Source organism: Paraniabella aurantiaca (assembly GCF_050309965.1).
GTDB lineage: Bacteria > Bacteroidota > Bacteroidia > Chitinophagales > Chitinophagaceae > Niabella.
Window position 1 is genome coordinate 2,181,114 of sequence record NZ_JBLOSY010000001.1, and the last position, 22,890, is coordinate 2,204,003.

At 41.3% G+C, this 22,890-nt stretch carries 18 protein-coding genes; 11 read left to right on the forward strand and 7 right to left on the reverse strand.

Annotated elements, in window-relative coordinates; translation table 11 throughout:
- Window positions 1–12 precede the first annotated feature (12 nt).
- The 3 genes from ACLOAU_RS09540 to ACLOAU_RS09550 all read right to left on the reverse strand — a co-directional run bounded on the left by ACLOAU_RS09540 (window position 13) and on the right by ACLOAU_RS09550 (window position 6,849).
- The gene (locus tag ACLOAU_RS09540; RefSeq protein WP_427861638.1) at window positions 13–2,904 is read right to left on the reverse strand and encodes an outer membrane beta-barrel protein; all 2,892 of its coding nucleotides are present in this window, start codon (window positions 2,902–2,904) and stop codon (window positions 13–15) included.
- Window positions 2,904–4,154: a 6-bladed beta-propeller gene (locus ACLOAU_RS09545; RefSeq protein ID WP_427861639.1), complete on the reverse strand. Its 1,251-nt coding sequence runs from the start codon at window positions 4,152–4,154 to the stop codon at window positions 2,904–2,906. The genes ACLOAU_RS09540 and ACLOAU_RS09545 overlap by 1 nt, the downstream gene beginning before the upstream one ends.
- Window positions 4,155–4,278: 124 nt before the next feature.
- Window positions 4,279–6,849: an alpha-amylase family glycosyl hydrolase gene (locus tag ACLOAU_RS09550; RefSeq protein ID WP_427861640.1), complete on the reverse strand. Its 2,571-nt coding sequence runs from the start codon at window positions 6,847–6,849 to the stop codon at window positions 4,279–4,281.
- Between the two features lie 296 nt (window positions 6,850–7,145).
- Here ACLOAU_RS09550 and ACLOAU_RS09555 point away from each other — a divergent pair, with 296 nt between their 5' ends.
- From ACLOAU_RS09555 to ACLOAU_RS09580, 6 genes are all read left to right on the forward strand, one after another.
- Window positions 7,146–7,856: an NUDIX hydrolase gene (locus tag ACLOAU_RS09555; RefSeq protein ID WP_427861641.1), complete on the forward strand. Its 711-nt coding sequence runs from the start codon at window positions 7,146–7,148 to the stop codon at window positions 7,854–7,856.
- A gap of 125 nt (window positions 7,857–7,981) precedes the next feature.
- Window positions 7,982–11,038, forward strand: a complete 3,057-nt coding sequence (locus ACLOAU_RS09560) for a SusC/RagA family TonB-linked outer membrane protein (RefSeq protein ID WP_427861642.1) — start codon at window positions 7,982–7,984, stop codon at window positions 11,036–11,038.
- A 19-nt stretch (window positions 11,039–11,057) separates the two neighbouring features.
- Window positions 11,058–12,458: a RagB/SusD family nutrient uptake outer membrane protein gene (locus ACLOAU_RS09565; RefSeq protein WP_427861643.1), complete on the forward strand. Its 1,401-nt coding sequence runs from the start codon at window positions 11,058–11,060 to the stop codon at window positions 12,456–12,458.
- Window positions 12,459–12,478: 20 nt separating this feature from the next.
- A complete protein-coding gene (locus ACLOAU_RS09570) occupies window positions 12,479–12,979 on the forward strand; it encodes a DUF5004 domain-containing protein (RefSeq protein WP_427861644.1) in 501 nt (166 codons plus the stop codon).
- A 9-nt stretch (window positions 12,980–12,988) separates the two neighbouring features.
- Window positions 12,989–13,801: a hypothetical protein gene (locus ACLOAU_RS09575; RefSeq protein WP_427861645.1), complete on the forward strand. Its 813-nt coding sequence runs from the start codon at window positions 12,989–12,991 to the stop codon at window positions 13,799–13,801.
- 9 nt (window positions 13,802–13,810) lie between these two features.
- The gene (locus ACLOAU_RS09580) at window positions 13,811–15,253 is read left to right on the forward strand and encodes a SusE domain-containing protein (protein WP_427861646.1); all 1,443 of its coding nucleotides are present in this window, start codon (window positions 13,811–13,813) and stop codon (window positions 15,251–15,253) included.
- A gap of 281 nt (window positions 15,254–15,534) precedes the next feature.
- On the opposite strand, the gene ACLOAU_RS09585 is transcribed toward ACLOAU_RS09580, so the two are convergent.
- Window positions 15,535–16,074 carry a Uma2 family endonuclease gene (locus ACLOAU_RS09585; RefSeq protein ID WP_427861647.1) on the reverse strand — a complete coding sequence of 180 codons (540 nt, stop codon included), beginning with the start codon at window positions 16,072–16,074 and terminating at the stop codon, window positions 15,535–15,537.
- 383 nt (window positions 16,075–16,457) lie between these two features.
- On the opposite strand from ACLOAU_RS09585, the gene rplM reads away from it, so the two are divergent.
- The 4 genes from rplM (at window position 16,458) to tsf (ending at window position 19,402) form a co-directional block, all read left to right on the forward strand.
- Entirely contained in the window at window positions 16,458–16,901 is a 444-nt protein-coding gene (gene rplM / locus ACLOAU_RS09590; protein ID WP_427861648.1) for a 50S ribosomal protein L13, read from the forward strand.
- Window positions 16,902–16,997: 96 nt separating this feature from the next.
- Entirely contained in the window at window positions 16,998–17,387 is a 390-nt protein-coding gene (gene rpsI, locus ACLOAU_RS09595) for a 30S ribosomal protein S9 (protein ID WP_427861649.1), read from the forward strand.
- 84 nt (window positions 17,388–17,471) lie between these two features.
- Entirely contained in the window at window positions 17,472–18,368 is an 897-nt protein-coding gene (rpsB, locus tag ACLOAU_RS09600) for a 30S ribosomal protein S2 (protein ID WP_427861650.1), read from the forward strand.
- Window positions 18,369–18,568: 200 nt separating this feature from the next.
- Entirely contained in the window at window positions 18,569–19,402 is an 834-nt protein-coding gene (gene tsf, locus ACLOAU_RS09605) for a translation elongation factor Ts (protein WP_427861651.1), read from the forward strand.
- Window positions 19,403–19,478: 76 nt separating this feature from the next.
- On the opposite strand, the gene ACLOAU_RS09610 is transcribed toward tsf, so the two are convergent.
- The 3 genes from ACLOAU_RS09610 to ACLOAU_RS09620 form a co-directional block, all read right to left on the reverse strand.
- On the reverse strand, window positions 19,479–19,766 hold the full coding sequence (locus ACLOAU_RS09610) for a hypothetical protein (protein WP_427861652.1): 288 nt from the start codon (window positions 19,764–19,766) through the stop codon (window positions 19,479–19,481).
- Between the two features lie 136 nt (window positions 19,767–19,902).
- On the reverse strand, window positions 19,903–20,769 hold the full coding sequence (locus tag ACLOAU_RS09615; protein WP_427861653.1) for a carbohydrate kinase family protein: 867 nt from the start codon (window positions 20,767–20,769) through the stop codon (window positions 19,903–19,905).
- A 66-nt stretch (window positions 20,770–20,835) separates the two neighbouring features.
- On the reverse strand, window positions 20,836–21,819 hold the full coding sequence (locus ACLOAU_RS09620) for an aldo/keto reductase (protein WP_427861654.1): 984 nt from the start codon (window positions 21,817–21,819) through the stop codon (window positions 20,836–20,838).
- Window positions 21,820–22,093: 274 nt separating this feature from the next.
- On the opposite strand from ACLOAU_RS09620, the gene pyrH reads away from it, so the two are divergent.
- On the forward strand, window positions 22,094–22,804 hold the full coding sequence (gene pyrH, locus ACLOAU_RS09625) for a UMP kinase (protein ID WP_427861655.1): 711 nt from the start codon (window positions 22,094–22,096) through the stop codon (window positions 22,802–22,804).
- The last annotated feature ends 86 nt before the right edge of the window (window positions 22,805–22,890 follow it).

The following is a 22,890-nucleotide window of genomic DNA, read 5'->3' on the forward strand; positions in this document are numbered from 1 at the left end:
GCTTTGAAAGAGTTAACGAACAATCATAATGGCGCCACCCGATGACGGTGGACTGGGGCGGTTGCTACCTCCAAACTTCCTGGGATAGTAGGAGAAAGTGACCATAAAGTATTGTTGCAGGCCATTGGAAATGGTTGTTGTTGCTGTATTTCGTTCAATAAAATTGGTGATGTTTCGGTTCTGACGTAAAAGGTCGAATGCAGAAAGTTTTATTTCGGCCTTCTGCTGCATAAAACGATAGATGGCATTGGCATTCCAGATGGTAGCTTTTGCCGAATTACCGTCTGCTGCAATATTATTCTGGTAGTTGAGAGAGGAGTTCAGGGTGAGCTCTTTTGTTATAAAGTAATTAATATTACCCGAAGTAGTGTAATTACGTATCACAGAGTTACCCGTAAAACGGATACTTTGCTGTCTGCTTCTGTTTGTTGCTATTGTTTCTCCAATGGTGATATTGAATTTATCTACCAGACTATAAGTAGCACTTAAGTTGTTCGAGATAGAATTGTTGGTAGACTTGGAACTTACATCGTTGATGAATCCCGGACGTTCGTTGGTAGACAGGTTCAACCTGTAAGAGAAATTCAGATTGCTCATCTTGGTAAGATTAGTAGAAAACCTTGCATTCACGTTTCCACTGATAGCTCTTTGGTTATCTACGTTGATCAGGTAACGTGTACTCCGGCCCGAACTATCGTAAACTGTATTATCACTAATGGCATTAGCTGTGTTGTTATAATTTAACCCTAAACCTGCGCTGTAATTGCTCTTGGTATTCATTTTGGCGCGGCTGATATCAAAGTTCCAGTTACTATACGTATTGGTTGAAGCTTTAAGGTTGGGGTTACCTGCTATGATATTATACCGGTTGGTACTATCTACCAGCGGATACAGCTGATCAATAGATGCCGGCGTTTGCTGCATGTTGGCCCACAGGTAAGAGTTGATCCTGTATGCATTATTCTTGTTGTAATTAAAATTCATGTTCAGGTTTGGCGTGAAGGCGGTGAAGTTCCTGTCGATATTGCGAAACAAAAAGCTCGATTCATTTTTTTGATTCAGGAACTGGTATTTTAACTCTATGCCCATGGAGAACCAGTAGTTGTACTTTTCCCATACCGATTTATTGATGGATTTCCTGAAACTCAAACCTGGTTTATAATAGAAGTTAGTGAGTATATTGTTATTGGTCAGCTGGTCATTTGCCCGGTATAAATTGTTTAAGGTATCCAGGTCAGCAACCCTGGAATCCATTTCGCTTCTGCTGATGCTGATGTCATTGGCCAGGGATACGTCTATATTGAAGAAATTATAAATGCCGAATATCAGGCTTTTGAAACCGTCATAGTTGAGGGTTAGGCTGGCATTGTAATTCCTGTTAAGCGTGTTATACTTTCTGTCAATCAGGTCGGAAGGAATGCTGTCAATATAAGACAAAAAGCGGCTTACGGTATTGCTGTTGCTACTCGAGTTATTATAACCTCCATTGAAAAACAGCATAAAATTTTTCCTGGGGTCCTGTAACTGTCCGGCATCGTTAGAACGTATAAAACCAAACATATTCAGGTTGTCATTTACAGTGGTAGACCTGTTGCGGTTAAGGGCGGTACTTATTGCTGTTGAATCATTTTTGAAAACATTGGTAGTGGATTCATTCTCGCTGGTTGTAAACTGGTTGGTGTAGTTGGCTGTCAGGTTTACAAAATTGCCGAATTGTTTGCGGTTCTCATACATGAACTTTACATTATTGCTCGTATTATTGTTGATGCCTCTGCTTTCGCTGATATTTGATAACTTATAGTTGTTATTGTCGCCTGTAATGTTTTGAACATTGGTGGTATTGGTTGTCACATTTCTCAAAGTATTCAGGTAGCCATAATCTGCCGACATACGGTTATAGAATTGGGAGTTATCCGATTCGGAGAAGCTATGCTGTATTTTGGCGTTGGCATAAGTTCGCCTGGTAATGCCATCGGCTCCGCCTCCGCGACCTCCAAAAAATACCCGGAAGTTCGATTTGAAAGTGTTCTCCATGAATGCATTTTCGCCCGTGCCTTCTTCTTTATTGATATTGTTAATACCGGCTGCAATGCCCGCCTGCGTTCGTTTGTTATAAAACTGCATCACACCATCGCCCGTGTATCTGTTATCGGTTCCATAGCCTGCGCCAATTTTCCCAAACATACCTTTTTTCTTATCGGCTTTCAGCTTAATGTTCATGGCATACAGGGAATCTGTTTTCTCCTCAGACTGTTGGACTTTAGATAAATCTTTTTCCTGGTACAATTGAATTTTTTCAATAGCATTTTTAGGAAGGTTTTGGGTAGCAGTTTGAGCAGCTCCGCCAAAGAAAGGCTTTCCGTCTACATACACTTTTTCAAGCTTGCGGCCATTCATGGTAATTGTTCCGTCGCCCCAAACTGTCAGCCCCGGCACCCGCATCAGCATGTCTTCTACTACTGCATTCGAATCTAATTTAAAAGCATCAGGGTTTATTTCAAGCGTATCTCCGTTCATTCGTATAGGCTGTACCGCTTTTACCACTACTTCATCCATTTCATTTTCTGCTTTCTGGAAGAGGAACAATTTTTTAAAATCGGTAATTAGGTTTAAACTGTCGAGCAAAAGATTTTTTACCAATGGCCGGTATCCTGTATGTGATACGACCATATACAAGGGTACTTTCGGAGGTAAATTTTTGATATCAAATTCGCCGGACGTATTACTAAGCTGAAACTCTACAATGCTGGAATCAGATTGTTTGTAAACGGATATGGAAGCAGATTGTAAGGCGTAATCATTAATAGAATCATAAATGGTACCCTTAATACCCCCCGTCGTTTTTTGAGCCATCAACACCGTGGGAAACAGGACTACGAGGCATAGCAGTAAAAAAGTTCTCATTATTTTGCGGTTGATGGTTTTACTTTTAATTTAATAACGATAGCATTGTCGAACTTGTCGAGCTTTGCCAGGAGATCTTTTGTTCTTTCAGGCAGGTTCTTGTTTTGAGCGATCAGTTTGTCTTTTTCCTTTAGCAGATCTACACTGGATATCCTTGTATAAACATACTCTTCGTCCTGCTGGGTGATGGATGAAAAAATCTTAGGCGGCAAATTATAAACAATGCTGTCTGTGGTTATTTTCCCCAGGTCATATAGCTTATTATCGGTCGAATTAAACAGGTAGTTTTTTTGAGCGTAGTTAACCGCTCTTGCTGAGAAAAACAGGAGGTGTTTATGTTCTACCAGGTTATTCAGTTCAGATATTACTTTGTTGTTTTTATTGATAGCGGCGTTATGCTCTATATTACTTCGAAACATGGTTGATTGAAAATCGCCGGTCATAGTCTGGTCGGCAGGGAAAACAAATTTGTATTCCAGGTAGAGCGAGTCTGGTGTAAGCCTGTAAATGGTATTGTCAAACTGTTTTTGTACCAACATTGCAGCAGCATCGGTTGTACTATTGATGGTAAAGTCTACGTTCTCATAAAATGGTGGCAGCTTTGGCAGGTTAACAAACGGAAAATAGGATTTCACTATTTTATTATCCTTAATAAGTTTGAGATGATATGCTACAGTGTCTTTTACATATTTATTATACCGCCCGTTTAAGGCAACATAATATCCATTTAAGTATACAAGCTCATTGAGTGCATATCGTGGTACCGGTAGTTTTTGCACCTTAAAACTGTTGTTGACATCCGGCATCAGCAACTCCAGGCTAACATACTTCGAAAAATCGGTTCTGGTAGATCGCTCTATTATCTGCTGAGCCTTGAGCTCTGGTATTGTATAGTTTTTATTAACCGACCTGATAAAAAAGATATTCTTTTCCGCCGAATATTGAATGTCCTCAATACGATACTTTTTTTTCCTGTACTTAAACAGGAATTTACCTTGTTTGCTGAAAAACAAAACTGCATTGGAATTATTATCGAGCACCGCAAAATAATAAGGAGTTACCAAAAAATTCTGAACATTATTGAAACTGCTGGCTTTGGTGGTTTCAAGCGGTATTAGTTCGGCTTCAGAAAATATCAACGAGGCCTTAAAGCCCAGGGCATTTTCGGGATTGAGGTATAGTGCTTTATCCTGGCCCCATAAAAACATAGGACAGATGGCCAGGCACGCAAACCAGGTCAATATTCTCATAAACTATTTTGCAGCAAGATAAATATCTTAAGTCGTCTACGAAAGTTTCGTAATTGTTTTAACGTATTATTAAGAAAAATGCGCCCCGGAGAAGGGCGCATTGATTATGCTTGATTTAATTATGCTATTGAAGAAGTGCTTTAGAGAAAATATGATATTCACCCGGAGCAAGATTGGCGATATAGCTGCTGCCTGCCAGTGAAATGGTGCTATTATTAGCTACATCATACCAGGTTCCGGTAGTACCCATGTCTACAGATGCCGTTTGCGTATTTACGTCAAAATTTCCCACCACCACAACCGTGTTGGTGCCTTCGCTTAATTTGATATATTTCACAGCGCCGCTAAGATTAGCAACGATGTTATTGGATTTAAAAATGCTGTTATTCTTTTTTAAAGCAATAAACCGGGCAAACGCATTTTTTAATGCCACCCTTGCTGCCTGTTTGTTATAGTCCCATAAAAGAGGTTTTTCCCCGGTGCGCCCGTTATGATCAATAGATATATCATAACCTAACTCCCCAAATTGCCAGATCATTTTTGGTCCCGGCATAGTGAATAGAAATGCTGCACATAGTTCCTGTCTTTTTAATGCAGTATTCAGATCCTTTACATTATAGGCCCCCGCTGCATTTCCATATTGCAGGTTTTTATACATCATGCGTTCCTCATCATGGCTTTCCATATAACTTACCAAACCATCAGCCTGGGCAAAGCCATGCGTGGTAAATAAGCCACGATTAAAATTCGAGTTGGTCAGCCAACCCATGCTGGCTTCCATAAAAGAATGGTTCAGGTTATTCCAAAGCATCATGCCTTCTGCAGCAAGCAGTTTTTCTTCTTCATCGCTGCACAGATGCTCGAGTATAACATATGCATTGGGATCAATTGACCTGATATAATTATTGTAATCTTTCAGAATAGCAATCCTGCTATCATCTTTTGCGCTCATGGCTGCATCGTCCGAACTGGCTTTTTGTGTAAATCCTTTGGTAAAGTCAAAACGATAACCGTCTATCCTGTATTCCTGCATCCAGAACTTCAGCACGTCTTTGACAAAATTTCTTGTAGCCATGCTTTCATGGTTAAAATCGTTACCGAATTTTATAGCGCTATGCGGTGCCACAGCATTAAACCAGGGGTTGTTAGCCGCCGGCCTGTTGTTAGCTGCATCCCAATATAATTGCACCATGGGTGATTGTCCCTCGGCATGATTAAAAACAACATCAAGTATTACCGCAATACCTTTGGCATGACAGGCATCTACAAAAGCCTGCAGCATGGGTTTGCTGCCATAATATTTATCCAGCGCAAAATAGAAGGACGGATTATATCCCCAGCTATTATTGCCTTCAAATTCGTTCACAGGTAATAATTCAATGGCATTTACACCCAGCTGGCTTAAGTAGTTGACGGTGTCTTTTAACATCTGGTAATTATTGGTTCCCAGGAAGTCGCGTAAAAGCAGTTCGTAAATCACCAGGTCATTTTTGGCCGGCCGGGTGATAGCCGGATTGGTCCAGCTATACGGTGACTGACTGGCTTTCATCGTACTGACGATACCGGTTGTTTTGCCGGTTGGATAAGTACCAAAATTAGCATAGTTGGTGGCCGGTATGTACTGATCATAATTAGGGTCTAACACTTTTTCGGTATAAGGATCAGCAATTTTAATGGTGCCGTCTACCCAGAACTGGTAAGCATATTCTGTATTAGGATCAAGCCCATCTAACTGTATCCACCAGGTATTGCCATCGGCAGTGCGTTTCATATAACTATTAGCGGTTGCTGTCCAGTTATTGAAATCTCCCAGCGCATATACATAGTTTTTTTGAGGGGCGTATAAAGCCAGTATAGCGGAGCCGCCATTATTCAAAAATGTTACGCCATTGGGTTTTGCGCCTGACGGTAAGGCTGCCGTAGTCACTGCGCCGGTTGCGGTTACCTTAAAAGATTGCTGTACCGAACCGTTGGCAGTTATTTTGATGACCTGTTCACCAATGGTAGTGATGGTTGCTTTCCCTATAATCTGTGTGGCATTTGCAGCGTTGGCAAACTCAATATCGTTGAGGGTAAGCTTCAGGTTGGCTGATTGCGAGGCCACGCCGCTTATTTCCAGCTGTTGGCCTACGGTTACATTAGCTACAACCGGGGATGGCGTTGAAGTGGGAGCCATTTCCGGGCCTAAAAAACGCACATGTAAACCACTGCTGTAAACAGGTATATAAATATCACTTCCATCAGTATTACGCGCAACTATACTGGCATCTGTATTTTTAAAAACCATGGCTATTTTCAATATTTGTTCTCCCGGGGGAACATTAAAAAAAGTTTGTGGTGTAATTGTAATGGAGTAGCTGCCGTTGGCCTGGCGAATCATTTTTGACGATGGATCTGCTGTATTAAAATCACTTTTCACATATTTCCAGCTGCCGTTGCTGCTATTGGTAACTACGCCCCAGTGAATATAAACATCCCCTGTAGTGGCATTCAGTGCAGCGTTTCCTTTACCAGGGTTGAATGTAATCGTAATCATTTCATTAGCACCCGGAAAATTTTTGTCTGTAGTAACCAGGCCCGTTTGTACAAGGGGAGTCACTACCTGCGGCTCCGGTTCGGGTGGCTCGTTAGGGTTTGTTTTTTTACAGCCCAGGCTTATTGCTAAAAGGAGTATGGGCAATAGAAATCGTTTCATCTGCTTATTTTATTAATGCTGTTGGTCAGATATCTGTCTGCTGGCAGCAGCGAATTATCAGTGCATGGCTATCTGCAATAAGTATTGATTTTACCAGCCGTTCAATGATAACACCTGTAGCTGACTATGGCAAAGCAATATTAACAACAGTTCTGCTAATGTGTATTTGATACACAAATGTAAGGAAGTTTTTAAATAGCTAATTATTTTTCGGGGCTGGAAAAGAATTTTTGCATAGTTTGCCTTATTAGGAAAATTATATTAGGTTTGTGTATATAGAACACATTGTATAAGCCATGACGAATAATCCCCTGTTAAAAAGTGCAGCTGTAGAGAAAAGTAGCCACCTGGAGTATTTCAATATTGCGGTGTCGGTTGACTGTGTGATTTTCGGTTACGAAGATAAGGAGTTGAAGGTATTATTAATACAGTCGGATCTTGAAGAATTTTCAGGTTTATACTCTTTATTGGGCGACCTGGTGAAACCGGATGAGGACCTGGATGCCGCGTCATACCGCGTGTTGAAGGACCGTACCGGTTTGGATGATGTGTTTTTGCAGCAGGTGCATACATTTGGAAGTGTCAACCGTCACCCGTCGGGGCGGGTGGTAAGCACCGCTTATTATTCCCTGGTAGATATTAATAGCCACAAGCTGAATATTGATAGTAACGATTTGCATTGGCACGCTGTTAAGGGCGTTAAAAAGCTGGCCTTCGATCATAAGCAGATTATTGATACCTGTATCAAAATGTTGCGGGAGCAGATCATGGAACACCCCATTGTGCACAACCTTTTACCGGAAAAGTTTTCGCTGCGCGCCTTGCAGGAATTATATGAAGCCATTTTAGGAACACCACTTGACCGCAGGAACTTCAGGAAAAAGATTGCCTTAAAGAGCTGGCTATTAGAGCTGGATGAGCTGGAGGAGGACGTAACACACCGGCCGGGCAAGCTGCACAAATTCAAGACCAAAGCTGCAAAATCTTCGGTTTCTAAAAAAGCCTAAAAAAAATATTGGGGTATGTGTACTTAATACACATAGTATTCCTAACTTTGTTTTCGTATCGAAAATTTATCGTGTACCATGTACACATAACTGATTGAGAAAATTAACATTGTTTGTCTATGTTTATGAAAAGATTGCCTGCGTTTTTAACGCTATTAATGGTGATTTGCGCGCTGATAAGTCATGCGCAAACCAAAGAAGTAACAGGTAGGGTTACTGAAGAAAGCACGAATCTTCCTATTTCAGGGGCTACTGTCGAAGTAAAGGGAACTACGCTGGCCACTATAACAGATAGTACGGGTTATTATAGGTTAAGCGTTCCTGAAAATGCCACCATGCTGAGTTTTTCATATGTAGGGCATGTTACCAAAGAAATGCCGTTAGACCGTAGCATTATCGATGTAGTATTAGGACAGTCAACTACCTCTATGGATGATGTAGTGGTTATTGGTTACGGTACTCAAAGAAAACGTGATGTTACCGGTGCCATTTCTAAAGTGAGTGGTGCACAAATTACGGCGATCCCTGCGCCCAGCTTTGAGGCTTCTTTACAAGGCAAGGCTCCTGGCGTTCAGGTAATACAAGGTAGTGGTATGGCCGGTTCTTCATCTGTAATAAGAATACGGGGTATTGGTTCGATAAGCGCTAATGGTGATCCCTTGTATGTAATTGATGGAATCCCTGTGACCTCAGATCCTTTTTTGAGAGGAAGCGATGGAGGTATGAACAGCAACCCTCTGGCAGCCATTAACCCTAATGATATAGAAAGTGTAGAGATTTTAAAAGATGCCGGTGCAGCAGGTATATATGGTTCCAGGGGCGCCAACGGTGTTATTCTCATTACCACAAAACGCGGTAAAGGTGGAAGAGCTCAGTTTAATTATTCCAATAAATTAGGGCTGGTAAGCTATGCTAACCGTCCTGATTTTGTTAATACCTCTGAGTATTTAAAATTGCTGCAGGAAGCCTGGGAAAATGATGGTAAAACTGGTGTAATTAATGAAACAGTAATACCCGGGGGCTTAACTCTTGAGCAAGCTTCTAAAACAAATAATGACTGGTGGGACATGGTAACCAGAACCGGTTACATTAATGAGCATAATCTTTCTATGACTCAGGGGAAGGGAAAATGGCGAACTTTTATAGGGGCTACTTATAGTATGAATGAGTCATACATTAAAAATAACTCTTACGAACGGCAGGCGATAAGAGCAAATGTCGATTATAAAGCATCTAACAAGTTTAAGGTTTCATTGAACGCGGCATACAACAGGGGTATCAATAACCGTATTGATATATTTAAAACAATATCAGCTGCACAAAGTAATATCTACCCATTCTTTCCTGTTTACAGCGATAATGGCGAATACTTTGACAAGTATAATAATCCTATAGCTTACCTAAATGAAACAAAGTACAGGAACGCGGATAACAGGTTATTAGGCGGGCTTACTCTGGAGTATGAGCCTGTGAAGAATCTGGTATTTCGGGCTGTTGGTTCTGCTGATTACCTGGCATCAATGGACGACAGGTGGGAAAGTGCTACCTGGACCGGGAATACCCAGCAGGGGGCTATAGCAAAAAGATATCCGCTTTGGGTAACCAACTACAATACAACTATTACAGGTTCCTATCAATGGAATTTGAATACCAGTAACCGGTTTAACTTTTTAGCAGGTGTTGAAACCCAGGAAAGTGAAACAAGAAATACAAACGGTGATATTTTTGCCTGGGGTTTAGATGCTCCCTTTTATAAAGGAAATGTTGATTTGTATCGTAACCGACTTGACACGTTGATCGGTAGCGGAGAGCGGAAAAAGCAAACAGTGGATAACTGGACCTTTAACAGTTTTTTTGCGCGGATCAACTATACCCTGGATAATAAATATAATCTTCAGTTGCTTGCAAGGCTGGACGGATCTTCCAGGTTTGGTCCCAATAATAAGAGAGGCTTTTTTCCGGCTGCTTCGGCATCCTGGCTGATTAACGAGGAAGATTTTCTAAAAGATATCTCTTTTATCAATGTACTTAAACTCCGCGCCAGCTATGGTATAGTAGGAAACTCCTCAATAGCATCGGGACAATATTACTATGGCTATAATAGCTCTAATACTTATAATGGTATAGGCATATGGAGCCCCAGTAATTTGGGCAACCCCGATCTGAAATGGGAAACACTTCGGAATTTTGACTTAGGGCTAGACTTTTCTTTATTTAACAATAGGTTAAGTGGCGAAATCGCTTATTATCACAAAATAACGGTTGATCAATTGGTACAGCCCGGTGTTGCAGCCTCTATGGGCTTTCAAAGGAGTTGGCGTAACCTAGAAGGCGGTAAGATTTTAAATGAGGGTGTGGAGTTTAGCTTAAATGCTAAGCTAGTGGATCAAAAAGATTGGGGAGTAAGCATTGGTGGTAATATATCTAAGAACTATAATGAAGTATTAACGATTGGTTCATTGGGCCCTGATGCATTGCAGGGGGGGTATAACGATACCCGTATCGCGGCCGGCTATCCGGTTGGTAGCAACTTCCTGGTTAGATATTATGGTGCCGACCCTGCTGACGGATTGCCTATCTGGCTAGATAAAAACGGGAAGCAAACCAAGACCTTCAGTTTAGATCACAGGGTACTGGTAGGTAATGTACTTCCTGATTATATGGGCGGAATTAACTCTTCGATTCGATTTAAAACGATTGAGTTTACAACATTGTGGACCTATGTTATTGGTGGAAATATTTATGACGGATCGGCTAAGTATTCGAACCTGGGCAACAAGTGGAATATCAGAAGGGATTTGTTAGATCGTTGGCAAGAGCCAGGTGATGTGGCAAAATACCCGAGGCTTACGACCAGTGTTTCTACTTATTACCCTGGCCTTGGAACAAATGATAACTACAATTCTACGATGTTCCTGTATGATGCGAGTTATACGAGATTAAGGGAAGCTACGGTGGTATACACTTTCCCTTCAAAAAACCGGACGGAATCTTTTTTTAAAGGAGCTAAGATTGCTGTTACAGGTATGAACCTGTTAACCTTCACAAAGTATCCGGGTTCAGATCCTGAAATTGCCAGGGATTTCCAGAGCGCGCAGGATAGAAATATGAGTCCCAATGTGACTTACTTAACACCACCGCAAGCGAGATCCTTTATCTTAACATTAAACCTGAATTTTTAAAATATTAAACGATTGTATTATGAAATATAAATGGTATAAGATTTTCTTTTTATTACCAGCATTCGTGATCGTTTTTACATCGTGCAGTAAATTTCTGGAAAGACCACCAGAAGGGAATGTAGAGGAAAGTGAAGCCCTGAAGACGGAGGATGATGTAAAGAAATTGCTAAATGGCTGTTACAGGCAGATTGGTATATCGAATATGTATAACGGCCAGCTACAGGCAACTGCAGAGCTGTTGGGTGACGCATTAAACGGGGCTCCTTTAGGCGGTAAACCTCTGGAAATATTTAACAGAAGCACCACTATTTTCAATACGGATAATGCAGATCTATACACCGGGGTTTATTACATCATTTACACGGCGAACAAGGTACTCGAGCACTTAGATTTGGTTTCAGATGCGAACAGAGCGCAAGTAGAGGGGGAAGCCCAATTTATCCGTGCTATATGCCATTTTGAAGTGGCCAGACTTTGGGCGCATAATCCCGGATATACGGCAGATAATTCACATCCGGGTATACCTCTCAGAACGAGTAGCACAATTAGTGCTCCTGTCAGGGCATCTGTGGCAGAGGTTTACCGCCAGATTATTGCGGATCTCAAAAGCGCCGAAGGAAAAGTAGCAGATTATAATGCAACTAAAATTTATGCTGATAAAAACATTGTACGTGCTTTCTTGGCTAAGGTGTATTTTCAAATGAACAGTTATACTGAGGCTTATAACTATGCAAATCTTGTTATTAGTTCAGGCAAATATACATTGCAAACTACACCAGCTACAAGATATACACCAACCGGCACGCCAGAAGCAATTTTTATTACGATGAACCAGCCCGGTACAAATGAACCAGGTAGTGTATTGAGAGGACGTTTTTCCGGAACAAGTACATTACCTAATCTACGTATCTCTCAACAATTATATGACTATGTAACTGGCTTTACAGGGGACAAACGTATTGCATGGCTTAATACGACTAAGTATGCCGGTAATATTTATGTCAATAAATACGATTCTGTAAATTTTGTTTTACCCATTGTTTCACTAACTGAAATGTACCTCGTAAGAGCAGAGTCTGCAGCGGAGCAAAATACAAACCTCGCAACCGGAATCGCCGACATTAACAAGATTATTGAAAGAGCATATGGTAATGCAACAAGAAATATCTCCGCTACATCGTCAGCCGGTTTCCTGCTTCAGAAAGTAAGGGAGCAAAGGGAAATTGAAATGATTGGCGAAGGAGACAGGCTGCATCAGATCAAAAGAATCGGTGCTGATCCGAATATTGCTAACCGGGTAGAAATACTGGATAGAAGAAGATCGCCTTGGAACTGCCCTGGATTTATCCTTCAATTCCCGGATTATGAAAAAAACGCGAATAAAGATTTTGAATTAAATATAGAAGGCGGTTGTTTATAAAACCAGAAAATTTTATTAATATGAAATTGAAAAATATTTTTTTATTCACAGCTTCTTTTATTTTGTTGTTGGCGGCAGCATGTAAAAAAGAAGCATACAAGCCGGTAAACGAAATATCAAATAAGACTTTAGAACTGGAAGGTGATTGGAAAGTTACTAAAGTTATCTTGAGCGATTTAGATGCCATTGAATCTAATTTTCCTTATAAAGAGCTAGATGTAACCAATACGGCACCTTTTACTACCAGTACATTAAAGCTGGTGAAAGCTTCCGACACAGGGGGGACTTTTACCAGTAGTGCCGGAACTGCACCCTTCTTCTTGCCCTTATCGGCGGGTAGTTGGGAACTGGATGATCCTAATTCCCCTACTACATTAACCATTAAAGGTGCTGCTTCAACATTTGAGTTGCCGCTGGGTTCACTGGTGCTTCTTAAAACGAAAGAACTGCAGTTTAAAATATTGAAAAAACTGGACGGGGTTTCTGTTATTGCTTACACCTATTTCTTGACAAAATCATAATAGACGATCATGAGGAAAAATATATGCATTTTAGTAATGTTATTATCATTTGGGATAGTAATCAATTCAAATGCCCAAACCTTTACTGTTTCTCCAGGCTCTTTTAAAGCAAAGGATTCTATTACTATAACAATGGATGTTACGGGTAGTACATTGGAGGGAAAAGCACCCTTGTATATCTGGGCTTTTCTAAATAACCCGCCAAACCCGGTATCACAAGGATCACCTAATGGTGTAGTAGGCGGTAACGGCTCCTGGACTTCTTCAAACGAAACGTTGAAAATGAAAAGCTTGGGAAACAATAAATGGGAGTTTGGGTTAAGGCCAACCACTTTTTTTGCAGAGTCTGTCGCCAATATTGTTGAAATCGGTTTTCTTGTTAAAACAAAGGATGGATCTGCACAGTCCAGGGACTTAAGTCTTCGTCCTGACCCGGCTGTATTTAATGAAACGCAGTTTAGAGTTTTTCCACCTAAGGTCGCTAAAGAAGATGTTGTAACTATTAACTTCAATCAGTCCTTAGCCTCAAGCATTAACTCCCAAAGGATGCAGGTTGATGTGGTAGAGGTAGCTGCTTATAATGTTTTGATATCAGGCAATAATGTTACTGAAACTCAGGTGAACACTACTAAAAGTTTCTCTTCGGTTTCCAGGTCTGGTACAAACTATAGCTATTCTTTTCTGCCATCGATAGTATTTGGCAGTGCTTATTTAAACTCAATAACACGTATAAAGTATCGCTTTGGTGGAAAGATTCCGGGAAATACAACAACAGTGTTTAGCGATTGGGCAACCTATGATTTTTCAACATTAACGTATTAAACCAGACTTATGAAATTCTTTAATATACTATTTATTATTTCAACTTTTCTAATTCTGCAAGGATGTAAAAAAGTTGAACTGGCGGAGATTAAATCTACCGGGGAAGGTATAGATGCTACATCATTCAGGCTGGTAACGCCCAGCAGTCCAGACTCAATTGTTCTAAATGCTGCTACTACCAATAAAGTGGTGTCATTTAGCTGGGGTGCTGCTAAAAAAGGAGTGAATGCTCCCATTACTTATAAATTAGTTGCCACATTAAAATCGGTTAATAATTTTTCCAGCCCCATTCTTTCTATAGCTTCGGAGAGTCAGGGTACAGCCACCACTGCAGCAGTTAGCTATCAGCAAATTGATGATGCATTAAAGAACAGCGGTATAGCTGCCGGCGCCCGTGCTGAATTGTTGTGGAGTGTAGTAGCAGATAACGGTGATGTAACGGTATTGCCCAATAACGCCCATACTTTAATAGTGTATCGCATGAAAGATGGTGCTTCTCCCTTTTTCTTGTTAGGTCCGGCCTCATCTACTTCTTCAATAGAGCTGTCTCCGTCTTCTACTACAGACCTGTTGAAATTTAACTGGACAAAATCTAACCCGGCAAATGGAGGCGCTGCGATAAAATATAAAGTAGCATTTACGAAGCCGGACGGCAGCACATTATTTTCTGTGGCCTCCAATAATACGGGTACTGATACATTACTATCTATTAGCCATAAGCAATTTAATGACTCTCTTGTAAAATATGGATATGGCGATTTTAGCGTAAATCCGGTTTTAAAATGGACTGTTGCAGCTACATCGGGCACCTGGACCCAGGTATCGGAATATATAAATGATTTTTCTGTTAGTCGCTTGATCAAATATGTTTATCCACAGGCATTAAATGTAGCGGGCAATTTCCAGGGATGGTCGCCGGCCACTGCACCGCAGCTGGTTGCAATGACACCGGTAGGAGGACCTTATTCAGAGTATGCAGGATTTATAGACTTTGGCAACAACACTCCTGAATTTAAAATAGTAAAAGGTAATGATTGGAGCGCCGGTGATTATGGCATGGTAGACGCCACCACCATCGGGAATGGCAGTAACTTTAGCCTGGCGTCGGGAGGCGTTTATCTTTTTAAAGTGAATACAACCGCAATGAGCTGGTCCGCTACAAAGATCACCAGCTTTGGTCTAATTGGTGATGCTACGGGGTCATGGGATGTGGACAAGGATATGACTTATGATGCCACCACTCAAAAATGGTCGATTACGCTGCCTTTAACTGCCGGTGCAATTAAGTTCCGGGCTAATGATGGCTGGGACATTAACCTGGGAGATGATGGACCGGATGGTATGTTGGAGATGAACGGCTCCAATATTTCGGTTGCTTCGGCAGGCACTTATACGGTTACTTTAAGCGTAAATAATGGGGGGAACTGGAGGTATTCTGTTCTAAGAAACTAGGGGATCAATTTTATTGAAATAGGCTTTTTTCAGATAGGTGTCGTTACAACGGCACCTTTTTCATGCTTAAACTGTATATGTCAGTTGCTTAAGGCAAATGTTAGAATGCAGTAATTCCGGGCCTGGTAGCTCCTCCGCTACAGAACTACTACTCAATGGATCTTTTTAAAATCAAGATAGCAATAGCGTCACTGCAGTAATGATTAATATTTATAGAAACGAATAAGAATAGCTGCGGCTGAAAGTATTCTGCTGTGCTTAGTTTAATGTTTGGGGATCGCTTACGAAAATATATTCCCTAGTTCCGCTACAATATTACAATCGGCTGCAAGCTCAAAAGCAAATGGAGTACTAAAAGGCTGCAATACATATTTGTCGTCTTTAAGCTCATAAATCTCTATCTCGCGGGTGTCGGTGTCAATAATCAGGTAGTACTTAATTTGTTGTTGCTCGTACAACTGATACTTGGTATTGCGATCTTTCAGGGCGGTGGAGGGCGATAAAATCTCTACTACCAGTGAAGGGGCGAAGTCGAGGTAGGGTTTTTTAATTTCATCACATACAATCAATATGTCAGGTATTAAAATGGTGTCGTCGGTTATTTTATAATCCAAGGGATCATACGCGTTGCATTTATCACACTTGCTCTTCTTCAGCGCCGATGTAAACTCATATCTTAATTCAGCGGCCACTTTTTGGTGCCTGGGCAAGGGTGAAGGGCTCATGGCATAAGGGATGCCATCGATCAGTTCCCATTTGCCCTCCCAGAGTTTCCATTCATTATAAGTATAATGAGGTAATAATTTATATGCGCCGCTCATACTATAAAGATATGCCTAATTATTGGCAGGCCAATTTAGGCACAGATACATAAATGTTTAACCCTGCAAGATGCAAAAATGCATCATCTCTTTCTAACAGTCTGATGCCCACGAATCATACTATGTTTCCTGTTTATTTGCCTCCTCCTTAAGAAAATTGACGACTAGAGAGCCTTTGCGACCGGGGTTATAGCGAATGAACTAAAAATAGGTGTCAAAAATTTTATTGAAAATCAATTATTTGTAAAGGTGCTGTAAAAAATAACGCCTTTTTTTGTTCCTTTCTTGTACTATACTGCCTACTTTTGCACTCCCAATTCCGGTTTTGTCGGGAGGGGCCGGGGGATAGCCCGGTTTTTTATAACAAATAGAATTTTAAAAAAATGAGCAAACAACATTTCACCACGAAGCACGCGAACGAGGCTACTGTGCAGCGTAACTGGTACGTTGTAGACGGTACTAATCAAACCGTAGGTCGTATGTGTTCCCGTATTGCCGCTATTTTACGCGGTAAACACAAGGCGTCTTACACTCCACACGTTGACACTGGCGATTACATCATCGTTACCAACTGTGAGAAAGTTAAATTAAGCGGTAAAAAACTGGATCAGAAAGTGTACGATACTTTCAGTGGATATCCGGGTGGCCGTAAAGAAGAACTGGCTACCGACTTACAAAAGCGTCGCCCTGAAGTAATTATCGAAAGAGCGGTAAAAGGTATGCTACCTAAAAACCGTTTAGGTCGTAAAATGTACAAAAAATTATTTGTATACGCTGGTGGTAACCATCCCCACACTGCACAGCAACCTAAAGAACTTAAATTTTAATTAGTACAAAGTATTTAGCGCCTTAGTATTTAGATGCGAATCCAACTATGTCTAATATCTAATTACTAATTACTAACTACTAAAATCTTCAAATAAATGGAAAAACAAAAAAATGCAGTTGGTCGCCGTAAAGAAGCAGTTACCCGTATTTTCATCAGCAGGGGTACTGGTGCCATCACTGTAAACGATAAAGACTATAAAAATTATTTTTCACTGGTGTATCTTCAAAACCAGGTTGAGCGTCCTTTAAAAACAATTGAAGCCACAGATAAGTTTGATATCAAAATCAACGCTGCCGGTGGTGGTGTAAAAGGACAGGCTGAAGCTGCAATGCTGGGTATTTCCCGTGCATTGGTAGATATCAATGCTGAATACCGTCCTGCTTTAAAAGCTGCCGGTTTACTGAAACGTGATCCACGTTCGGTTGAGCGTAAGAAATTTGGTCATAAAAAAGCAAGAAAGAGCTACCAGTTCTCTAAACGTTAATTTGTTTAAGTGTTTAAAGTTTAAGGTTAGCATCCTTAGGCAAACTTTAAACTTTTTACTTCAAACTTTAAACTTATACTTTAAATGGAAAATAATAATACATCATTACAACAGCAGCTTCTGGAAGCGGGTGTACATTTCGGTCACTTAAAAAAGAAATGGAATCCCAAAATGTTACCTTACATTTTTGCTGAGAAAAAAGGTATCCACATTATTGATCTGAACAAAACTGTTGAGTGCCTGCAGGAAACTGCAGCTGCGATGAAACAAATTGCACGCAGCGGTAAAAAAATATTGTTTGTTGGTACTAAAAAACAAGCAAAAGATATCGTTACAGAATGCGCACAGAAAGTAGGCATGCCTTATGTTACTGAGCGTTGGTTAGGTGGTATGTTGACTAACTTTAATACTGTACGTAAGAGCGTTAAGAAAATGCAGAGCATCGAAAAAATGCTGGCTGACGGTTCTTTCGACAGTATCACTAAAAAAGAGCGCCTTACTTTAACGCGTGATAAAGAAAAAATGGAAAAAGTATTAGGTGGTATCGCTCAACTGGGTCGTGTACCTGCTGCTTTATTCATTGTTGATATCGGTCATGAGCATATTGCATTGGCTGAGTCAAAACGCCTTGGCATCAGCACTTTTGGTGTGGTGGATACCAATTGCGATCCTAATAAAGTTGACTTTGCAATTCCTGCAAACGACGATGCTACAAAATCTATCGCGATCGTAGTAAATTATATCACTGCTGCAATCGAGGAAGGTTTAGCTGAAAGACAAGCTGCTAAAGATGAAGATGTAGAAGATAACTTCTCTGACGAGAATGAAAAGCAAGCTGCGAAAATACAGGCTGAAGCGGAAGCAGAAGCTGGTCGTGGACGCGGCGGACGTGGTGGCGGACAAGGTCAGGGACAAGGCGGTCAGCGCAGGAGAACCACTGGTGGTGGTGGCGGCGCGAGAAGCGGAGCTCCAAGAAGATAACTCGTATAAAGTTGATAGTTCATGGTTGATTGTTCATAGCTATGAACCATGAACTATGAACTTTTTTATTGCCAACAGGCGAGGACGTTTTACCGTTAAATATTCCCTTGCCGGCTTAATAATAAAATAAGATTACTTAAAACGTTTTCGGTTTATGTTTGAAACGTCAAACAATCAACCTTGAACTTTAAACAAAAAATATGTCTACAGTAACAATTACAGCACAGGATATTAATAAGCTGCGCCAGGCTACCGGTGCGGGTATGTTAGATTGTCGTAAAGCACTTACAGAAACAAATGGTGATTTTGAAGCAGCTATCGACTGGTTGCGTAAGCAAGGCCAGAAAGTGGCTGCAAAACGTAGTGATCGTGAAGCAAAAGAAGGTGTGGTAATCGCGCAAACTACAGCGGATAATACAACAGGTATCGTTGTATGTGTAAGCTGCGAAACAGATTTCGTTTCTAAAAATGAAGATTTCATTGCATTCGTAAAAAGCATTGCTGACGCGGCTATCGAAAACAATGTGAACTCTGCTGAAGAGTTGAACGAAGTTTCTGTAAACGGAACTAAAATTGCTGAATTGATCAACGATAAGCTGGCTGCAATCGGTGAAAAAATCGGTATCACTAAGTTTGAAAAAGTAACGGCTCCTTATGTAGCATCTTACATCCACGGTGCTAACCGTATTGGTGTATTGGTTGCTTTAGATAAGGAAGCTGCTGAAGCTGGTAAAGATGTAGCGATGCAGGTTGCTGCGTTAAGCCCTGTTGCGGTAGATGCTGACAGCGTTCCTGCTGATGTAGTAGCCCGTGAGAAGGCGGTTATCATGGATATCATGAAAGAAGATCCTAAGATGGCCGGCAAGCCTGAAGAAATGATTGCTAAGATCGCTGAAGGTAAATTAGGTGCGTTCTTTAAAGAGCAAACCTTAACTGCACAGGCTTTCGTAAAAGACGCCGGCAAATCCGTTGGAGACTACCTGAAAGAAAACGGTGTGAAAGTTTTAGAATTCAAGAGAGTAGCTTTAGGTTAATAAAAACCTTGAGGATATATTTTAAAAGCGCTTCAGTAATGAGGCGCTTTTTTATTGCTAAGAAGCCTGGCTGGAATCAGCTCCATTGCAATATCAACTCATCCAGCTCTTCACTTAGCGATTTTGTTGATAGGGAAACCCCGGCTCTCCTGTACCAATAACCGGCATTCCAGTCATCGCCTTCTACCCGATGCAAATGGGCGTGTAGGTGGTCAAAGTCTTTTGTTCCTTCATGCTCTTGTGCTATGTTATGCGCTGCGTCCCAGTCGCCCTTAGCCGCATACCAGAGGCCTTGTTGAAGATCTGAAAAATGAGATGGGGGCTCAGGGTTATTCAATGTATTTTTAAATGCTTCGATATTCATGTTTGGAGTTTTAAGGAGACATAGTATCCGCCGGGGCCGGAACATAGCCTCTTAGTGCAAATTTTATGTATTGATGAGTTGCCTTTGTTGACAAAGTACCTGACCTTATCAACCAGTTAACTTGTCAACCAGTCAACTAATTAACTTCCTCAACCTCTCTCACATCATAAGGCGGACATGCTCCTTTTTGCGAGGCAACAAAGGCTCCAAGCTTACAGGCAAAATCAAGAGATGTTTCCGGCTGGTTGTTTTCAATATGTTTTGATAAGAATCCGGCCAGGAAAGCATCGCCGCTACCAATAGTATCTGCAACAGTTACTTTGTAACCATTATGGTAATAGAATGTATTGTTATAGTAAAGTGCTGCGCCATTGGCACCTTTTGTTATTATGATTGTTGGTATAGAGAAGTGATCACTTAGAAAAGCTACCTGTTTTTCGAACTCCGTTTCACTAATGTACCAACCAGCAATTAACGCCAATTCATGGTCGTTGAGTTTTAAAATATCAGCTTGTTTTAAGAGGTGATCTAAAGTATCCTTTTGGTAATGGGGAGGGCGAAGATTGATATCAATGACTTTCGTGTTTGCCGCTTCCAGCAGGCGATAGAGGGTGTTCCGGGAATGTTGGCTCCTGGCGGCCAGGCTGCCGCAAACAAAATACGAAGCCTGAGAAACCTTTTTGAGCAACTGCTCTGTTACATCTATAAAATCCCAGGCTACGGGCTGTACAATATCATACTCCATTTCGTTACCTTTCTGCGTGGCGATTACGGTACCTGTGGCATGCTGCTCATCTTTCTGCACTAACGAAATATCCACCTGATGTTGCTCTAAAAACTCCAGCAAACCCTTTCCATTTTCGTCTTTCCCCGTTTTTGAAATAATGGCCGCTGCCTGCCCCAATTGGTTTAAATGGTAGCAAACATTCATGGGAGCTCCGCCCGGAACTTTTTCCTGAGGCAATATATCCCATAGAATTTCACCAAAGCAAATCGTATTCATGTATCTAATTTAGTTATTCAACCGGAAAGTCCGGCAAGTCAGACTTTCGGGTTATTGTTCCTGTAATTAAAGTGCAAATTTGTTGTTGAGCCATCCGTCAATCAGGTTCAGGTCTTCTGCACTGATGGTTATATGCAATGCTCTTGAATTTTCTTCAGCCTGTTGCGCATTGCGTGCGCCTGCCAGGGCAGTGGCAACAGATGGCTGATGATAGGTCCATGCCAGCACCAGCTGCGCTGTAGTGGCATTGTATTTTGTTGACAAATCAGCCAGGTGATCGGTCAATGTCTTTACCGCTGCGAAGTCGAATTTTTTAAAGTAATTATTCCGGTGGTCATCTGCAGCTAAAGCCGACATGTTTTCATATTTCCCGGTAAGCAGTCCGCGTTCCATTGGGCTATACGCAATAATGGATAAATCGTTTTTCAATGCATAAGGAACAACTTCAGCTTCAATGTCCCGTTTCAGCATACTGTAAGGGACCTGGTTACCGGCCAGTTTTACCGTTTTTTCTGCTTCTTCCAATTGTGCTGCGTTGTAATTACATACTCCAACAGCTCTTACTTTACCGTCCTGTAATAGTTGCTCCATCGCCCGCATGGTTTCGTCAATTGGGGTAGTAGTGTCGGGCCAGTGCAGTTGTATCAGGTCAATATAATCGGTTTGTAATCTTTTCAGGCTAAGCTCCACATCGCTGATCGTGCGGTCGTAGCCTCCGTAACGATATATCTTCTTTAACTCGCCTTCATTGTTTTTGCCTTCAAACGCAAAATCTCCTTTCTCGATATCCCAAACCATTCCAAACTTGGTTAGTATTTCAATCTTGCTGCGATCGTAGCTTTTAATGGCTTTACCTACCAGCTCCTCACTGTATCCGAAACCATAAATGGGAGCCGTATCTATTGAAGTAACGCCATTATCTATATAAGCCTGAATGGCGGCAATGGAGTCTTTTTCCTCGTTGCCTCCCCACATAAAGCCGCCGATAGCCCATGCTCCCATTGTAATGGGGGTAACCGAAATATCACTGCTGCCTAATTTTCTTTTCATCCTTTACTATTTTAATTGTTTAACTGAATAGCTCTTTACCAATAATCTCTGTATTGAAACGCTCAACAACCTTGCCGATATACAACCATTGCTGAGCCGGGGCTGCGTTGTATTCCGGGTAAGTCTGAATTTAATCCTTAAACAGATCAACAATAAATGACTGCGTCTGGTTGGCTCTTCATTCTAAAACTTTTGAATGATAAACTTATAAACTTTTTAACTGTTTCCTATCTTCGCCGGGCAATTTTGAACAATTAACTAAAAAATAAAAGAGATGCAGCCTAAATACAAAAGGATTCTGTTAAAACTTTCCGGAGAGTCTTTAATGGGAAATAAGAATTTCGGTATGGATGCGGATGTGATAACGCAATATGCCAAAGAAATCAAGTCTGTTGTTGATTTGGGTGTGCAGGTTGCTATTGTTATAGGCGGCGGTAATATTTATCGCGGAATGAACGAAGCTCAAACCGGTATTGAGCGTGCACATGGTGATTACATGGGAATGTTGGCCACCGTTATTAATGGGATGGCATTACAGGCAGGACTTGAGAAGGCGGGCATGTTTACCCGTTTGCAAAGTGCCATTAATATGGAGCAGATAGCCGAACCTTATATCCGTCGCAGGGCCATCAGGCACCTCGAAAAGGATCGTGTGGTGATTTTTGGTGCCGGCACGGGTAATCCTTATTTTACAACAGATACTGCAGGCTCTTTAAGAGCTATCGAAATAAAAGCAGATGTGATTTTGAAAGGTACACGTGTGGATGGGGTATACACTGCAGACCCCGAGAAAGATCCCACTGCTACCCGCTATAAAACGGTTTCCTACCAGGAGTGTCTGACCAATAACCTGCGTATCATGGATATGACAGCGTTCACTCTTTGCATGGAAAATAACCTTCCGATCATTGTTTTCGACATGAACAGTCCCGGCAATCTTGCCAGAGTAGCCTTAGGCGAAGATGTAGGTACCCTGATCAGCTAATAGCTGTGAGGGCGTGGAATTGATTATAATCAGGCCTTTCCAGGAGGAGGATCATTTTTAATTTGTGAAGCTTGAGTGAATTTTAA

Bases quoted from the DNA above. Each gene is read 5' to 3' on its own strand.
- ACLOAU_RS09610 (WP_427861652.1), bottom strand. From the start codon at position 19,766: ATGAATATCGAAGCATTTAAAAATACATTGAATAACCCTGAGCCCCCA.
- ACLOAU_RS09555 (WP_427861641.1), top strand. From the start codon at position 7,146: ATGACGAATAATCCCCTGTTAAAAAGTGCAGCTGTAGAGAAAAGTAGC.
- ACLOAU_RS09585 (WP_427861647.1), bottom strand. From the start codon at position 16,074: ATGAGCGGCGCATATAAATTATTACCTCATTATACTTATAATGAATGG.
- ACLOAU_RS09550 (WP_427861640.1), bottom strand. From the start codon at position 6,849: ATGAAACGATTTCTATTGCCCATACTCCTTTTAGCAATAAGCCTGGGC.
- ACLOAU_RS09560 (WP_427861642.1), top strand. From the start codon at position 7,982: ATGAAAAGATTGCCTGCGTTTTTAACGCTATTAATGGTGATTTGCGCG.
- pyrH (WP_427861655.1), top strand. From the start codon at position 22,094: ATGCAGCCTAAATACAAAAGGATTCTGTTAAAACTTTCCGGAGAGTCT.
- ACLOAU_RS09580 (WP_427861646.1), top strand. From the start codon at position 13,811: ATGAAATTCTTTAATATACTATTTATTATTTCAACTTTTCTAATTCTG.
- ACLOAU_RS09545 (WP_427861639.1), bottom strand. From the start codon at position 4,154: ATGAGAATATTGACCTGGTTTGCGTGCCTGGCCATCTGTCCTATGTTT.
- rpsB (WP_427861650.1), top strand. From the start codon at position 17,472: ATGGAAAATAATAATACATCATTACAACAGCAGCTTCTGGAAGCGGGT.
- ACLOAU_RS09565 (WP_427861643.1), top strand. From the start codon at position 11,058: ATGAAATATAAATGGTATAAGATTTTCTTTTTATTACCAGCATTCGTG.
- ACLOAU_RS09570 (WP_427861644.1), top strand. From the start codon at position 12,479: ATGAAATTGAAAAATATTTTTTTATTCACAGCTTCTTTTATTTTGTTG.
- ACLOAU_RS09615 (WP_427861653.1), bottom strand. From the start codon at position 20,769: ATGAATACGATTTGCTTTGGTGAAATTCTATGGGATATATTGCCTCAG.
- ACLOAU_RS09575 (WP_427861645.1), top strand. From the start codon at position 12,989: ATGAGGAAAAATATATGCATTTTAGTAATGTTATTATCATTTGGGATA.
- rplM (WP_427861648.1), top strand. From the start codon at position 16,458: ATGAGCAAACAACATTTCACCACGAAGCACGCGAACGAGGCTACTGTG.
- tsf (WP_427861651.1), top strand. From the start codon at position 18,569: ATGTCTACAGTAACAATTACAGCACAGGATATTAATAAGCTGCGCCAG.
- rpsI (WP_427861649.1), top strand. From the start codon at position 16,998: ATGGAAAAACAAAAAAATGCAGTTGGTCGCCGTAAAGAAGCAGTTACC.
- ACLOAU_RS09620 (WP_427861654.1), bottom strand. From the start codon at position 21,819: ATGAAAAGAAAATTAGGCAGCAGTGATATTTCGGTTACCCCCATTACA.
- ACLOAU_RS09540 (WP_427861638.1), bottom strand. From the start codon at position 2,904: ATGAGAACTTTTTTACTGCTATGCCTCGTAGTCCTGTTTCCCACGGTG.